Below are 14583 nucleotides of genomic sequence, written 5' to 3' on the forward strand. Positions count from 1 at the left end.
GCAGTTTGCCGGACAACCTGCAAGAAAGGCCGGTTTACGTTGCGATAAACGGTCCCAAATGCTATCTCGCACATGTATAGATTAGGCTATGATTTACCGTCGCTTTTATCGACCTGATGTTATTTGGATGGAATGAACATGTCAGACGCGTCGCACAGCACCGATATTGCCATCATAGGCGCCGGCCCTGTCGGTCTTTTCGCCGTTTTCGAAGCCGGAATGCTTGGGCTTAAAACTCATGTCATCGACGCGCTTGATATGGTTGGCGGACAATGCAGCGCGCTTTATCCGGAAAAGCCGATTTTCGATATTCCGGCCCATCCCCAGATTGCCGGTCAGGACCTGATTGATCAGCTTGCCAAGCAGGCCGCCCCGTTCGAACCGACCTATCATCTCGGTCAGCAGGTCGTAAAACTTGAAAAACGTGACGATGGCCGTTTCACGCTGGAAACCTCGGTCGGCACCATCATTGATGCGGGTGCGGTTGTGATTGCGGCCGGTTGCGGTGCCTTTGGCCCGAACAAACCGCCGATGGAAGGCCTTGAAGATTACGAAGGCAGCGGCGGCGTTCAGTATTACGTCAAACGCCGTGCCGATTTTGCCGGGAAAAAAGTCGTTATTGCCGGTGGTGGTGATTCGGCTGTGGATTGGGCGCTTTCCCTTCATGACATTGCCGAAAAAGTCATGGTCGTTCATCGTCGCCCGAAATTCCGCGCCGCCCCGGACAGCAGTGCGAAATTGCAGGCCTTGGCCGAAGCCGGGAAGATCGAGATGGTCATTCCCTATCAGCTCAAGAGCCTCAAGGGTGACAATGGCAAGCTTTCCCACGTCGTCGTTGCGACGCTCAAGGGCGAGGAACTTGCACTCGAAGCAGATCACCTGTTGCCGTTCTTTGGCCTTGCCATGGAACTTGGCCCGATTGCCGATTGGGGCCTTAACCTTGATCGCAACCATATTGGTGTCACGCAGGCCACCATGGCAACTTCGGTTCCGGGCATCTTCGCGATTGGCGATATCGCAACCTATGACCACAAACTGAAACTGATCCTGTCAGGCTTTGCCGAAGGGGCCAGCGCCATCCATTCCGCGCGCAGCTACCTGTTCCCCGATAAGGAATTCCATTTCGAATATTCCACCACGACGGGCGTTCCGGCGGAATAAGCCCTGATCAAAAAGGAAAAGCGCACCATGCCCACAACCACCGATCTTCATACTGGCGGCTGTCTGTGCGGTGCGGTGCGCTTTTCTGTTTCGGGCGAGCCAACGGGCGGCAACCACTGCCATTGCGGCATGTGCCGTAAAGACAGCGGGTCGGGTGTTTCGACCTTTGTTACCTTTCCGACGGCAACCCTGAAATGGGATGGCAAACCGGCCGAGTTTGAAAGTTCGCCCAACCGGTTTCGCGGATTTTGCCCGAAATGCGGATCAAGCCTTACCTGGCGGCACGGCGATTATCCCGACTTCCTCGATTTCAGGCTTGGCAGCTTCGACGACCCGACGCCTTTCAAAGCCAAAAAGCATCTATGGATGAGCACAGCCCTGCCCAGTTTTGCCGGAATTGATCCCGATATCGAACATGTCGATCAGTCCAGCTGACCGGGCAGCATTGTACTTTTCCTAGACCGTCGGCACCGTGCCACCATCAATGGTGTATTCCGCGCCATGAATTGATGACGCCCGATCTGATGTCAGAAAAGCAATCAATTCAGCCACTTCTTCCGGCTGCGCCGGACGCCCTAATGGAATGCCTCCCAATGCATCAAGGATGCTTTGGCGCGCGGCTTCCTCGCCGATACTGCCGCCTTCGGCAATCCGTTCGACCATCGCCTTTGATGCATCGGTATAAATCCACCCCGGCGCAACAGCATTAACCCGCACGCCCTTGGGACCAACTTCCTTCGAAAGAACCTTGCTGTAAGTCGTAAGTGCTGCTTTTGCTGCGGCATAGGCCGTTGTTGCGTCAAATAGCGGCAAACGGCGCTGAATTGACGATGTATGCACAACAATACCGCTGCCACGCGCGATCATTTCGGGCACCAGACAGCGATCAAGTCGCACAGCCGACATCAGGTTAAGGTTCAGTTCCTTTTCCCAACCGGCATCGTCGATTACGGCAAAGCCACCGGACGGGTTTGATGACCCGCCCAGAACGTGGATCAGGATATCAACCCCTCCCATGCGTTCGCGTGCGGCTGCGGCCAGTTTTTCGACGCCGGCCGTGGTCGAAAGGTCCGCCTGCACATAGCAATCGCTGGCGATATCATCGGGCTTCTCGCCGCGGGCTGCCGTAATCAAGGTTCCCCCGCCAGCCAGCATGCGCTCAAAAACGGCCTTTCCTGTACCTTTGGTGCCGCCGGTCACAACTATGCGTTTCTGCGCAAATTCCTGCACAGGATCTGGAAGCTGAAACATTTTATGGTCGCTCATTTTACTGGGAAAGTTGTGCCAAAAGTCGCGGTCGCCTAACCGATCAGAAGCTTTTCGATCCCGCCATTCGCAAGTTCGAACTGGTAATCAAGCTCAATCGGACTGTTGGGGAAGTCACCGCTGACCTTGGCTTTCACGGCAAATTTTTCATCTGCATGAACAACGTCAATCGGCTCGGCCACAAAGTTGTATTTTGCTTTGGCGTCTGCCATCCACTTCCCGATTTCAGGTCGTCCCTGATGGCGTTGGTTTTCGTCTTCGACAATTGCAGTGTCATTGAAAGCCGCAACCTTCTGCGCAACGCTATTGGCGGGATCAAAATATGCGATGATCGGTTCGGGGAGTTTGATCATTTCGTTTGTTCCTGTCTGCTTGCTTGTCAGACAGGCATTTTTCAAACAAACTCCCATTTTGGGAAGTACGTACTTTAAAGTAAGTAACTAACAGGCTTGAAGCATGGCGAAGACCTACACGCCGGTCACTGCGGCATCAGACGTCGAAACGATCTTTAAAATGCTTGAAGGTCGATGGAAGCTGATCATTCTTTTCCATCTGTTTGGCGGCAAGGTGCAACGTTATTCAGATCTGGAAAAGCTGATCCCCGGCATTTCGCAAAAGATGCTCGCTCAGCAACTTCGACAGCTTGAAGCCGATGGCATTATCGAACGCAAAGTTTATCCGGTGGTGCCGCCCAAGGTCGAATATCGCATGAGCGAATGGGGCCAATCATTGTGCCCCGCATTGGATGCCCTGCTTAAATGGGCAGAAGCCCGTCCTGCCGATCTGAAAGTTTGCTGACGATCATTGGCCGATAACCCGATATCCGAAACCGAACCGAATCAAGCCGAAACCCCAAGAAAATCTTCAAGAACACCAACAATCATGCCGTGATCCTCGTGCGAGGCAAGGCCGGAAACGGTGATTGCCGCGATCACGCCAACGCCTTTGACGCGAACCGGAAAACTGCCGCCGTGGTCGGCATAATCGGCGAAATCAATCCCATGGTCGGCAAGCGTTTTGCCCTTGGCCTTCAACGCCAATCCAAACTGCATCGATGACTGATGTTCGCGAAGCGTCAGATTGCTTTTGCGATATGCCCAGGAATCATTGGCGGGTTTTGCCCCCAAAAGGGCCGCGTGGAACAGGGTGCGATCAGATGTACGGATGTCGACGACGACCGGGGCATTCTGTGCCCGTGCAACCGCCACAAGGGCCGATCCGATTTCCCACGCCGTTTCCTCGTCAAAGCGATCAAAGACAAGGATGGCTTCCTGGCGTTGAAGAATTTCAAGATCCATGGCGGGCTCCTGCAACAAAACAGTATGACGACCTATCCATAACGCATGGCACGAATTGCCGAAAGCCCTCAAAGAAAAAGGCTGCATCCACAATGGGATGCAGCCCTTGTTTCGATACCGTAATATCGATTTATTTATCGTCGCTCATCTTAAGGGCGTTGATAAAGGCCGACTGTGGAATTTCGACCTTGCCGAACTGGCGCATCTTTTTCTTACCGGCCTTCTGTTTGTCCAGAAGTTTGCGTTTACGCGACACGTCACCGCCATAACATTTGGCTGTCACGTCTTTACGCATCGCAGAAACCGTTTCACGTGCGATCACCTTACCGCCGATGGCTGCCTGAATGGCGACCTTGAACATCTGGCGCGGGATAAGGTCCTTAAGACGTTTGCAAATCTCGCGGCCCCGATGTTCGGCAGCAGAACGGTGAACCATCAATGCAAGCGCATCAACCGGCTCTTCGTTGACCAGAATGGATACCTTGACCAGATCGCTTTCGTCATAGCCGGCCAGTTCGTAATCAAAGCTGGCATAACCACGCGAAATCGACTTCAGGCGGTCATAGAAATCAAACACCACCTCGTTCAGCGGCAGCTTGTACACCGCCATCGCCCGGTTCCCGACATAGGTCAGATCCTGCTGAATACCGCGACGTTCGGTGCAAAGCGTCAGAATGCCGCCAAGATATTCGTCCGGCACCATGATGGATGCCTTGATCCAGGGTTCTTCAATCGCCTTGATCTTGGTGACATCGGGGAAATCCGCCGGGTTGTGCAGCAGAATATCTTCGCCCTTGGTCATCGAGATTTTATAGGAAACCGATGGCGCCGTGGTGATCAGATCAAGTTCAAACTCGCGTTCAAGACGCTCCTGAATGATCTCCAGATGCAAAAGCCCTAGGAAGCCACAGCGGAAACCAAGCCCCAGTGCGGTCGAGTTTTCCGGCTCGAACTGGAAGGATGCATCGTTAAGGTGCAGCTTTTCAAGCGCATCGCGAAGCACGTCATATTCGCTGGTATCAACCGGGAAAATGCCACAGAACACCACCGGAATGGACGGTTTGAAACCGGCAAGCGGTTTTGCGCAGGGACGTTTTTCTTCGGTAATCGTGTCGCCGACTTCGCATTCGGCAACGGTTTTCATACCGCAATTGATAAAGCCGACTTCACCCGGCCCCATTTCATCAAGCGCAAGCGGCTTGGGCGTGAACACGCCGACACGGTCAACCGTGTGGGTGACCTTGGCGTTCATGAAGCGGATTTTCTGGCCTTTTTTCAGGGTGCCTTCTTTGACACGCACCAGAATCATGACACCCAGATAGGAATCGTACCAGCTATCGACCAGCAGGACTTCAAGCGGTGCCGCCGGATCGCCCGTCGGAGCAGGTAAACGATGCACCAGTGCTTCGAGCACATCAGGCACGCCCAGGCCGGTTTTGGCTGAAATCATCAGCGCATCGCTGGCATCAATGCCAATCACTTCTTCGATCTGTTCCTTGACGCGGTCCGGTTCTGCGGCGGGCAGATCAACCTTGTTCAGGACAGGCACGATTTCGTGGTTGTTATCAATTGCCTGATAAACGTTGGCCAGCGTCTGCGCTTCGACACCCTGTGCGGCATCAACCACCAGAAGCGATCCCTCGCACGCGGCAAGCGAACGCGACACTTCATAGGCAAAATCGACGTGACCCGGCGTATCCATCAGGTTCAGGGTATATTCCTGACCATCCTTGGCCGTGTATTTCAAACGCACGGCCTGCGACTTGATGGTGATCCCGCGTTCGCGTTCGATATCCATCGAGTCGAGGACCTGCTCGGACATCTCGCGATCGGTAAGACCGCCGGTAAGCTGGATCAGACGGTCGGCCAGGGTCGATTTACCGTGGTCGATATGCGCGATAATCGAAAAGTTTCGAATGTTCTTAAGATCGGTCATATGGCTGCTTCTGGCACTGGGCGATGGTTATGTCAAAAATTCGGTTCGGTTTTTGCCAAAACTTGATCGCATTTCACATCGATCATTTATCACAAAGCCGGTGTCACGCCGTTTGCACCATCCCGGTCAGCCAGCCCTGCACAAGGCAGCGACATCTGGAAAGGCACGGCAGTAAAAGTTGTGCTGCCGCGGAGCAAGCGGGCGATACCGGCAATTTCGGATCGTCTTGGCCGTCCTGGCGATAAAAACCAATCGCCAACAGCGGGTTTATAGGGGTTTTTAACTTCAATTAGAAGCACTGTGTTTGAATCAGGTTCTGCGAATTCGCCTTCACCCTGCCCCGGATTTGCATGATCGTCCCTTCCTGATGGCAACAACATACCCCGAACAAGAGCAAGTTGCTGTCACTGCGCGATTTTTTATATGAGATCATCCGCATTATTGCCGGTTGAAAGCTTTTCAACCCGACCAAAAAAACATAGGCTTTGATCACGGGGCAGTTAGGCAGGATCAGGCAAGGGTGCAATAAAGAAAATGTTTCTGACATCCATCGAGCCCTCATTGTCCCGACGCGGGTTAAGCAAACTGCGAAAGCGTCTGGCTGCGCTCACTATGACCGGCATGGTGATCCTGCTTTTTTCCTTCTTCTTTATCCAGAAAACACTATACGACAGTGCGATTGATCAGGCGCGAGCGCAAATGATGGCCATCACTTATCATCTGAGTGCCGTGCTGATGCAAAACAGCACAATCGACCTGCAACGCGTCATTGATGAAAATCCCGATCTTTCCGTTGGCGTTCTGGATACTGATCGCAATCAGATCAACGGCACCATTCCGGCCCATTTGATTGATGATCTTTTTGACGAGATAAACGAACAAAAGGCATATCGCGGCAGTTTGCTTTGCATGCATGGCAATACCGTGATGCTGATGGCCTACAGTATTTTGCCGCAGCTTGACCGTATCGTTGTGACCTACATTCCGCGGCACATTTTATTGGGCAACTGGCGCGAAGCCATCATGCTTCACGCCTCGTTGTTCCTGATCGTGCTGGTTATTATGGCGGGACTTTCTGTCTGGCTGTGGCAGCGCCTGAAACGACAGCATTTGCGCGCCGCCGACCTGGCCGAGCATTTCAACGATTCAGAAAACACGCTGTCTGATTGCGGCTGTGCGATTTTAAGCTGGTCGTCAAAGAACCCGTCGGGAATTCTTACATCTCGTCTGAACTGGCCGGAAATACTCGGCCTTGAATTTGGCGATGTCAAACCAACCGCCGATGCATTTCTGTCACGTCTTGGCGAGGCATCGCGGGCACAGCTAAGAAGTCCGCTGATTGACAACGAGTGGCAAGATAATCGTATCGGCACAATGGTCGATATACTGACATCGGCCGGTCAAACTCAGCGCTTTTATCTGATGGCTCAACGCCGTCAGGAAGAAGATAGTGAAACCATTACCGTCCTTTTGCTGGAAATCGCCCCGCAGCAGGAACTTTGTCACCCGTTCGAAACCTATCTGCATCATACGCCAGAACCTGCGATCGCCGTCGACATGGAAGGCATTCTGCAAGGCCTCAGCCCCGCATTGGCCGAACTTGTTGGCAAGGCGGTCTATGACCTGATCGGAAAGCCGGTCGAATTTCTTTTCCTGCCAGAAGACCGGGAAACTATCCGCACAAGTTTCATAAACCGGCAAAGTGGCGATACACAGGAAAGAGAACTGGTTTTACGTATTTCCGATCAGCGCGGGGAAACCCGATGGCTGGCGTGGCACGGCATTGGTCCGTTCGAGGGCATGACATTCAGCAGCGCACGCGACGTGACCCAGTTTGTCGAAAATGCAAACAAGCTTCGCGATACCCTTGATCAGCTCAAGCGGACCAATGAAGACCTTGAGCAATTTGCCTATGTCGCGTCCCATGACCTGCAACAGCCATTACGCATGGTCGCAAGCTATACCCAGCTTTTGAAACGCCGTTATGGCGGATCACTTGACCAGGAAGCGGACGAATATATCGACTATGCGGTCGATGGCGCAAAGCGCATGCATAAACTGATCAGCCATTTGCTGGAATATGCCAAAACCGGCAGCAACGATGATGAAATGGCGGAACTCGACTGCAATCAGGTGCTTAACGAAGCGCAAGCCGACCTCAAGGCCATTATTGTTCAGGAACAGGCAACCATTACCCATAATGATCTGCCCGTGATCAACGGTGATCGGATCAGTTTGTCACGTCTATTCCAGAACCTGCTGTCGAATGCGATCAAATATCGTCGCCCGGGCGTCCCGCCTCACATCGATATTCATGCCGTGCGAGATCCCGACATGCCCGGATTCTGGCGTATTTCGGTTCGCGATAATGGAATTGGCATTCATCCGGAACATGCACATCGTATTTTCCGCCTGTTCCAGCGTTTACACAAAGATGAGTTCAGCGGAACCGGGCTTGGGCTTTCACTATGCCGGAAAATTGCAGAACAGCATGGCGGCCGGATATGGCTTGATACGACCCGCCCCCTGACCGATCCCGGTGCCACATTTGTCTTCACTCTGCGCGGGAAGCCATAAAGGCCCCCCAAGTCCAAGGGTGGCAAGCATCTTGCTTTGGAACAGACAGCACAAAGCGGGTCGGTAAAACCTGCCCGCTTGATGACCATCGGCCACGACGGAGCATGGTATGACTAGCACCCGTTTCTATACGGCACTTTCATTGACTGGTTTGTTGCTTCTGGCAGCATGTGGCTCGGACATGCGAACCATGCCAAACAGCCACATGCAATCGCTGGCCAGCCTGTTTGCCGAGCGCGATGTTCATGCCCCTATGCCGCGCGGATGGCGGCAATTGAATGGCAAAGAAATCAACTACCGTTTCGCAAACGAAACTTACGCTGTTTACTCAGTTGACGAGGATGAAGAACTGCTGGTCATGCATCTGTCCGATAACGGAACCGGTCGGCTTGAAGCGGATGACGACTGGGAAAGCTGCACATGGAACAGCATGATCGATCAACTTAACATCGAATGCGATGACACCGATATGGAATGGCGGATTTACACCAATGGTCCGGACATCGTGGCCGTCGACCTTGATGAAGAAGAATTTGCCGTCTTGCGTAAACGACCAGGTGGATAGCTTCCTTGCGCCTTCGCGCACATTCCCACATTCGGACAACAAAAAACGGGCCGCCAGACAGGCGACCCGTTTTTACTATGCTTGTCGGGGAAAACCCTAGGCGCGCAAAGAACCGCCTGTTGCCTTTTCGACAGCAGCGACAACCTTTTTACAAACCCCGTCGATTTCTTCTTCGGTCAGGGTTGCCTTGGTCGGCTGCAAGGTGATCGAGAAAGCAATCGATTTCTTGCCATCCTCGATACCTTTGCCGGCATAAAGATCAAAGATCGTGACATCCGAAATCAGGTTACGGTCCACATTCCGTGCTGCCTTGACAATGGCTTCGGACTGAACATCCGCATCCAGAAGGAAGGCAAAATCACGTTCGACCGACTGGAAGCTTGATGCATTCAGTAACGGGCGACCGGTGCCTTTTTTCTTTGGCATCGGAACGTTTTCAACGAACAGCTCGAACGCAACGACGCGCCCTTTGACACCCAAAGCTTTCAATACTTTCGGGTGCAGTTCACCGAAATAGCCAAGGATGTTTTTCGGTCCCAGCTGCAAGGCGGCTGATCGGCCCGGGTGATACCACGACGGGGCACCATCAGCATTCACCTGCACGTTGGCTGCGGCAGTACCAAGGGCTTCCAGCAATGCCTCGGCATCCGCCTTGACATCAAACAGGTCAATATCCCGACGGGACCCTGTCCAGCTGCGCGGAGTAGTTGATCCTGACCGCAAACCGGCCGCAACCAAACGCTGATCCCCCGGCTGATCGCCAAAGAATTCCGGACCGGCTTCAAACAGTGCCAGATCGGCAAAGCCGCGCGACTGATTGCGACCGACTGCAGCAATCAGGTTGATCAGCACATTGGGCCGCATCACATCAAGATCGGAACTGATCGGATTGGCAAGGAACAGCCCCGGTTTCAAATCCGCAAACAGTTTTGCCCAACGCGAGTCCGTGAACGACCATGTGACGGTTTCAAACATGCCGCGCGAAGCCAGTGTCCGACGGGTCAGACCGACCCGCTTTTGGAACGGGCTAAGGGCCGGAACCGGCAGGCTGGTTTCACGTTCCAGCGGCACCGTCGGTATTTTGTCATATCCGACAATGCGCAGCACTTCCTCGACCAGATCGGCTTCGCCGATAACATCCGGACGCCAGGTCGGTGCAACAGCTGTAATAACCGGCGCAGAACCGCTGACTTCGAAGCCAAGCGACTTCAGAATTGCAATCGCCTGATCGGCGTCAACTTCAACACCACCCAGTTCCCGGATGCGATCAATGCGAAGATCAAAGCTGTTCCGGGGCGCAGGAACTTCCCCGGCCTTGACCACGTGCGAAACTTCGCCACCACAAAGTTCCGTGATCAGACGGGTGGCAACTTCCATGCCCCAGACAATTGATTGCGGATCAACGCCGCGCTCGAACCGGTAACGCGCGTCGGAATTGATCTGCAGTTTGCGACCGGTTTTTGCAACACTGATCGGATCGAACAGGGCACATTCGACAAACACATTGACCGTGTCTTCGACACAACCGGTTTCTTCACCGCCGATAATACCACCGATGCCAAGTGCCTTTGCCTGATCGGCAATCACGACCATGCTGTCGGACAGCTCGTATTCCCTGTTATCAAGTGCAGCAAGCTTTTCGCCATTGGTTGCATAGCGCACATTGATGTCACCCGACATCTTGTCGGCATCAAATACATGCAATGGACGAGCAAGATCATGGGTCACAAGGTTTGTGATATCGACAAGAGTCGAAATCGGCCGCAAACCGATGGCTTCAAGACGGGCTTTCAGCCATGCCGGGCTTTCGCCGTTTTTAACACCACGGATATAGCGACCATAAAATGCCGGGGCTGCGCCATTTTTCGCAATATCGGCTGAAATCGTGACACCCACCGGGCTATCAAACGATCCGGCAACCGCTTCCTGACGGGGATCTGCCTTTAGCGCCCCAAGACCGGCAGCGGCAAGATCACGTGCGATCCCGCGTACACCGGTACAATCGGGACGGTTCGGGGTCAGGCCGATTTCAATGATCGGATCGTCCGCACCAAGAACCGTTGCAACCTGTGCACCGATTTCGGCATCTTCCGGCAACTCGATGATGCCGTCGTGATCTTCACCCAGGCAAAGTTCGCGGGTCGAACACATCATGCCCTGACTTTCGACGCCGCGGATTTTACCCGGTTTCAGTTTCGAACCGTCAATCGGGATGATCGCGCCCGGCTGTGCCAGTGCAACCTTGATCCCGGTTCGTGCGTTCGGTGCACCGCAAACGACCTGAATGATTTTATCACCGGTATTCACCCGGCACAGTTTCAGGCGGTCGGCATCCGGGTGCTGGCCAGCTTCTTCGATATAGGCGACACGGATATCCCTAAGCGCTGCGGCCCGGTCGGTGACGCTTTCGATTTCAAGCCCGACATCGGTCAGTTTTTCAGCGATAACATCAATCGACGCATCGGTATCGAGGTGCTGCTTCAGCCAATCGAGTGTGAATTTCATGATCTTAGCCTCTCACCATGTTCGGTACATCCAGCGGCACGAAACCGTAATGTTTCAGCCAGCGCAGATCGGTATCGAAGAAGGTGCGAAGATCGGGAATGCCGTATTTCAGCATCGCGATACGTTCGATCCCCATGCCAAAGGCAAAGCCCTGATATTCATTTGGATCAAGCCCACAAGCCGCCAGAACGCGCGGATGAACCATGCCGCAGCCCAGAATCTCCAGCCAGTCGTCGCCTTCACCAATCTTGAGCTCCCCACCCTTGCGCGAACAGCCAATGTCCATTTCGGCACTCGGCTCGGTAAACGGGAAGAAGCTCGGACGGTAGCGAACCGGAACTTCATCCAGTTCGAAATAGGTTTTAACAAACTCCAGCAGGCACCCTTTCAGGTGACCCATATGGGTTTTCTTGTCGATCACCAGTCCCTCGACCTGATGGAACATCGGCGTATGGGTCATATCGCTATCGGAACGATATGTCCGCCCCGGCGCGATGATCCGGATCGGTGGGGTTTTGCTCTGCATGGTTCTGATTTGCACCGGCGAGGTATGGGTGCGCAGCACAAGGCGCGACCCGTCTTCCTGCTCGGGCAGATAGAAGGTATCCTGCATCTCGCGCGCCGGGTGTTCCGGTGGGATGTTCAGGGCGGTAAAGTTATGGAAATCGTCTTCGACATCCGGACCTTCGGCAAGCGCAAAGCCCATCTCGCCAAAGATCGAGATGATTTCGTCCATCGTCTGGCTGATCGGATGAATCCGGCCTGCAGTCTCGTCCATGCGCGAAGGCAGGGTTACATCGATCCGTTCGCCAACCAGACGTGCGTTCAAGGCCGCGTCTTCCAGGCCGGATTTGCGGGTCTCGATCGCCTCGGCAACCTGATCCTTGACCGTGTTCAGCGTCTGACCGAATTCGCGGCGCTGATCCGGATCCATCTGGCCAAGGTTTTTCATCAGGCCGGTAATGCGGCCCTTTTTGCCAAGAGCACTGATACGAACATCTTCAAGAGCCTGCAAGTCGGCTGCTTTTTCGATTTCGGCCAGAACCTCTTCGCGCAATGCTTCGATGTTTTCCATAACTTCCGATGCTTTGCTTAAAGTGAATTGGGATAAACAAAAGAAAAGGGACGGCCAATATGGCCGCCCCCGATCAAATCAGGCAAGTGCCGATTAAACCTTTTTGCAAAAGGTTTATTAGCCGAGTGCAGCCTGCGCCTGGGTAACCAGAGCTTTGAAAGCATCGGGTTCGCGCACGGCGATGTCGGCAAGCACTTTGCGGTCCAGTTCAACGCCGGCCTTCTTAAGGCCGTTCATGAACTGCGAATAGCTCAGACCGTTTTCACGAGCACCGGCGTTGATACGCTGAATCCACAAGCTGCGGAACTGGCGTTTCTTAACGCGACGGTCGCGATATGCATATTGCAGACCTTTTTCAACGGCCTGCACAGCAGTGCGGTAAGCATTCTTGCGGCGACCACGATAACCTTTGGCAGCCTTGATAACCTTGCGGTGACGGGCGTGAGAAGACACGCCCCCTTTTACACGAGCCATTTAACTCTCCTTAGCCTTAACCGTACGGCAGGAATTTTTTGACGATGCGGGCATCTGCGTCACAGAGAATCTCCGTGCCACGTGCCTGGCGCTTCATCTTGGTGGGTTTCGCAGTCAACAGGTGGCGCTTGTTAGCGACATTGCGACGAACTTTACCCTTTGCGGTCAGGCTAAAGCGTTTTTTAGCGCTCGCTTTGGTCTTCATCTTGGGCATTTTTCTATCCTTGCATAAGCAATGAAACACGAAATTCCCCACGGCGGCTGGGCATGCCCTGAAAGATCAATGATCTTTCCAGCCTCACCACCTGTTTTGGGGACGGGTGGTTATAGACTCCACCCCTTCCTTTTTCAAGGACCTTTTCGCCCCTGTTACCCGCGATTTCCCCCGCTTCACCACATCGCGTAAAAGATCAGACTGAAACGGTCACAACAACACACCGTTGGCAGAGATCCTCGCATATCTGCGTGATCCGAAATCGTATTGTGAAAGTCAGGGAAAAAGCCGGACGATAAGTATGCACTCAATACCTGGCGGCAGATCGATGTCAGCCCGGCAGAAATATGTTAAACCGCTGTTTTAATTGTGTGAACTCGACCGATCCACTTCTCGATTCGGCTCAGCAGTTTTTCGCGATTGATCGGCTTTAAGACGAAGTCATTTCCACCCGCGGCGACACCGCCACGCAAATCTTCTTCGCCCTGACGAGCCGTGACATAGATGATTGCACAGGCACGATCAGGGAAACCCGTCCGAACCCGAAGCGAAGTTTCAAAGCCGTTCATGCCGGGCATCATGATATCCATCAGGATGATGCGCGGCTTTTTTGTCTTCAGGACTTCCAGAAGTTCCTTGCCAGAGGAAACGCCAACAAAACTGTATCCGCCACTTTCGACGATTCGTTTCAGAAGCACGAGACTTTTAGGGTCGTCATCGACCCCGACGATCAGAAGATCATTCCCGGCTGCCATGGCATTCCCTCTTGCTTGGAAAGGCAAAACGCCGCGGGTTAACGCGGCGCCAGCACCATAATCATTATGCGGCCTTCCATCTTCGGCATCTGTTCGGTTTTGGCAAGATCTTCAAGATCCCCCGAAAAACGCTGCAGCATGCCAAGACCAAGGTCCTGGTGAGCCATTTCACGTCCACGGAAACGCAACGTGACTTTCACCTTATCTCCACCGCCAAGAAACTTCTGCGCTGCACGGAGCTTCACATTGTAGTCATGGATATCAATGTTCGGACGGAGCTTGATTTCCTTGACTTCAATAACCTTCTGTTTCTTTTTGGCTTCGTTCTGTTTCTTGCTTTGTTCGTATTTGAACTTGCCGTAGTCGATCAGCTTACAGACGGGAGGCTCGGCATTCGGAGCGACTTCGACAAGGTCGAGTCCAGCTTCCATCGCCATTTCAATGCCTTCACGAACCGTCATTGGATCAGACATATTGCCTTCAGCGTCTACGACACAAATGGCACGGGCTTTGATATCCTCATTGACGCGCGGACCTTCCTTGGTCGGCTGCATCGGTTTACGTGGTCGTGCTATGGATAATCTCCTTTGGTAATCAAACAAAAAAGCACAGAAACAAGTCGCTGGTGATGCAATAAGTCGCCGGAAAGCACATCCGATCATGCGTACTGCAAAACGGACCTTTGCCTAGCATATCGGGCCGTCATCAGAAAGCAATGATTTTAGCCTTGTGCAACGGTATTCAAAGCCTTGAAGTC

At 53.3% G+C, this 14583-nt stretch carries 15 protein-coding genes; 5 read left to right on the top strand and 10 right to left on the bottom strand.

Features of this window, described 5'->3' with window-relative positions:
* Positions 1-138 precede the first annotated feature (138 nt).
* The gene (locus TH468_RS05575; protein WP_181850035.1) at positions 139-1161 is read left to right on the top strand and encodes an NAD(P)/FAD-dependent oxidoreductase; all 1023 of its coding nucleotides are present in this window, start codon (positions 139-141) and stop codon (positions 1159-1161) included.
* A gap of 27 nt (positions 1162-1188) precedes the next feature.
* Complete coding sequence (locus TH468_RS05580) at positions 1189-1596, top strand: GFA family protein (protein WP_085642594.1); 408 nt, start codon at positions 1189-1191, stop codon at positions 1594-1596.
* A gap of 21 nt (positions 1597-1617) precedes the next feature.
* Here the strand turns inward: TH468_RS05580 and TH468_RS05585 are convergent, their stop codons facing one another.
* Positions 1618-2412, bottom strand: a complete 795-nt coding sequence (locus TH468_RS05585) for an SDR family oxidoreductase (protein WP_085642989.1) — start codon at positions 2410-2412, stop codon at positions 1618-1620.
* A 50-nt stretch (positions 2413-2462) separates the two neighbouring features.
* A complete protein-coding gene (locus TH468_RS05590) occupies positions 2463-2780 on the bottom strand; it encodes a nuclear transport factor 2 family protein (RefSeq protein ID WP_139834651.1) in 318 nt (105 codons plus the stop codon).
* A gap of 103 nt (positions 2781-2883) precedes the next feature.
* On the opposite strand from TH468_RS05590, the gene TH468_RS05595 reads away from it, so the two are divergent.
* Positions 2884-3225 carry a helix-turn-helix domain-containing protein gene (locus TH468_RS05595; RefSeq protein ID WP_085642596.1) on the top strand — a complete coding sequence of 114 codons (342 nt, stop codon included), beginning with the start codon at positions 2884-2886 and terminating at the stop codon, positions 3223-3225.
* Positions 3226-3266: 41 nt separating this feature from the next.
* Here TH468_RS05595 and TH468_RS05600 read toward each other — a convergent pair whose 3' ends face one another.
* A complete protein-coding gene (locus TH468_RS05600) occupies positions 3267-3725 on the bottom strand; it encodes a heme-degrading domain-containing protein (RefSeq protein ID WP_085642597.1) in 459 nt (152 codons plus the stop codon).
* Between the two features lie 130 nt (positions 3726-3855).
* Entirely contained in the window at positions 3856-5661 is a 1806-nt protein-coding gene (gene lepA, locus TH468_RS05605; RefSeq protein WP_007088706.1) for a translation elongation factor 4, read from the bottom strand.
* 534 nt (positions 5662-6195) lie between these two features.
* Here lepA and TH468_RS05615 point away from each other — a divergent pair.
* Together TH468_RS05615 and TH468_RS05620 are read left to right on the top strand one after the other, a co-directional pair.
* On the top strand, positions 6196-8238 hold the full coding sequence (locus tag TH468_RS05615; RefSeq protein WP_085642599.1) for an ATP-binding protein: 2043 nt from the start codon (positions 6196-6198) through the stop codon (positions 8236-8238).
* Positions 8239-8347: 109 nt separating this feature from the next.
* A complete protein-coding gene (locus tag TH468_RS05620) occupies positions 8348-8803 on the top strand; it encodes a hypothetical protein (RefSeq protein ID WP_037988385.1) in 456 nt (151 codons plus the stop codon).
* Between the two features lie 96 nt (positions 8804-8899).
* Here the strand turns inward: TH468_RS05620 and pheT are convergent, their stop codons facing one another.
* From pheT to infC, 6 genes are all read right to left on the bottom strand, one after another.
* Entirely contained in the window at positions 8900-11308 is a 2409-nt protein-coding gene (pheT, locus tag TH468_RS05625; RefSeq protein ID WP_085642600.1) for a phenylalanine--tRNA ligase subunit beta, read from the bottom strand.
* A gap of 4 nt (positions 11309-11312) precedes the next feature.
* Positions 11313-12383 carry a phenylalanine--tRNA ligase subunit alpha gene (gene pheS / locus TH468_RS05630; protein ID WP_063092449.1) on the bottom strand — a complete coding sequence of 357 codons (1071 nt, stop codon included), beginning with the start codon at positions 12381-12383 and terminating at the stop codon, positions 11313-11315.
* Positions 12384-12500: 117 nt separating this feature from the next.
* Positions 12501-12857: a 50S ribosomal protein L20 gene (rplT, locus tag TH468_RS05635; RefSeq protein ID WP_007088700.1), complete on the bottom strand. Its 357-nt coding sequence runs from the start codon at positions 12855-12857 to the stop codon at positions 12501-12503.
* A 16-nt stretch (positions 12858-12873) separates the two neighbouring features.
* The gene (rpmI, locus tag TH468_RS05640; RefSeq protein WP_007088699.1) at positions 12874-13071 is read right to left on the bottom strand and encodes a 50S ribosomal protein L35; all 198 of its coding nucleotides are present in this window, start codon (positions 13069-13071) and stop codon (positions 12874-12876) included.
* 350 nt (positions 13072-13421) lie between these two features.
* Positions 13422-13826 carry a response regulator gene (locus TH468_RS05645; RefSeq protein ID WP_007088698.1) on the bottom strand — a complete coding sequence of 135 codons (405 nt, stop codon included), beginning with the start codon at positions 13824-13826 and terminating at the stop codon, positions 13422-13424.
* A 38-nt stretch (positions 13827-13864) separates the two neighbouring features.
* The gene (gene infC / locus TH468_RS05650) at positions 13865-14380 is read right to left on the bottom strand and encodes a translation initiation factor IF-3 (protein ID WP_007088697.1); all 516 of its coding nucleotides are present in this window, start codon (positions 14378-14380) and stop codon (positions 13865-13867) included.
* Positions 14381-14583: the final 203 nt, after the last annotated feature.

The organism is Thalassospira sp. MCCC 1A03138, assembly GCF_002115785.1.
Taxonomy (GTDB): Bacteria; Pseudomonadota; Alphaproteobacteria; order Rhodospirillales; family Thalassospiraceae; genus Thalassospira.

Bases quoted from the DNA above. Each gene is read 5' to 3' on its own strand.
- TH468_RS05575 (WP_181850035.1), top strand. From the start codon at position 139: ATGTCAGACGCGTCGCACAGCACCGATATTGCCATCATAGGCGCCGGC.
- TH468_RS05580 (WP_085642594.1), top strand. From the start codon at position 1,189: ATGCCCACAACCACCGATCTTCATACTGGCGGCTGTCTGTGCGGTGCG.
- TH468_RS05585 (WP_085642989.1), bottom strand. From the start codon at position 2,412: ATGTTTCAGCTTCCAGATCCTGTGCAGGAATTTGCGCAGAAACGCATA.
- TH468_RS05590 (WP_139834651.1), bottom strand. From the start codon at position 2,780: ATGATCAAACTCCCCGAACCGATCATCGCATATTTTGATCCCGCCAAT.
- TH468_RS05595 (WP_085642596.1), top strand. From the start codon at position 2,884: ATGGCGAAGACCTACACGCCGGTCACTGCGGCATCAGACGTCGAAACG.
- TH468_RS05600 (WP_085642597.1), bottom strand. From the start codon at position 3,725: ATGGATCTTGAAATTCTTCAACGCCAGGAAGCCATCCTTGTCTTTGAT.
- lepA (WP_007088706.1), bottom strand. From the start codon at position 5,661: ATGACCGATCTTAAGAACATTCGAAACTTTTCGATTATCGCGCATATC.
- TH468_RS05615 (WP_085642599.1), top strand. From the start codon at position 6,196: ATGTTTCTGACATCCATCGAGCCCTCATTGTCCCGACGCGGGTTAAGC.
- TH468_RS05620 (WP_037988385.1), top strand. From the start codon at position 8,348: ATGACTAGCACCCGTTTCTATACGGCACTTTCATTGACTGGTTTGTTG.
- pheT (WP_085642600.1), bottom strand. From the start codon at position 11,308: ATGAAATTCACACTCGATTGGCTGAAGCAGCACCTCGATACCGATGCG.
- pheS (WP_063092449.1), bottom strand. From the start codon at position 12,383: ATGGAAAACATCGAAGCATTGCGCGAAGAGGTTCTGGCCGAAATCGAA.
- rplT (WP_007088700.1), bottom strand. From the start codon at position 12,857: ATGGCTCGTGTAAAAGGGGGCGTGTCTTCTCACGCCCGTCACCGCAAG.
- rpmI (WP_007088699.1), bottom strand. From the start codon at position 13,071: ATGCCCAAGATGAAGACCAAAGCGAGCGCTAAAAAACGCTTTAGCCTG.
- TH468_RS05645 (WP_007088698.1), bottom strand. From the start codon at position 13,826: ATGGCAGCCGGGAATGATCTTCTGATCGTCGGGGTCGATGACGACCCT.
- infC (WP_007088697.1), bottom strand. From the start codon at position 14,380: ATGCAGCCGACCAAGGAAGGTCCGCGCGTCAATGAGGATATCAAAGCC.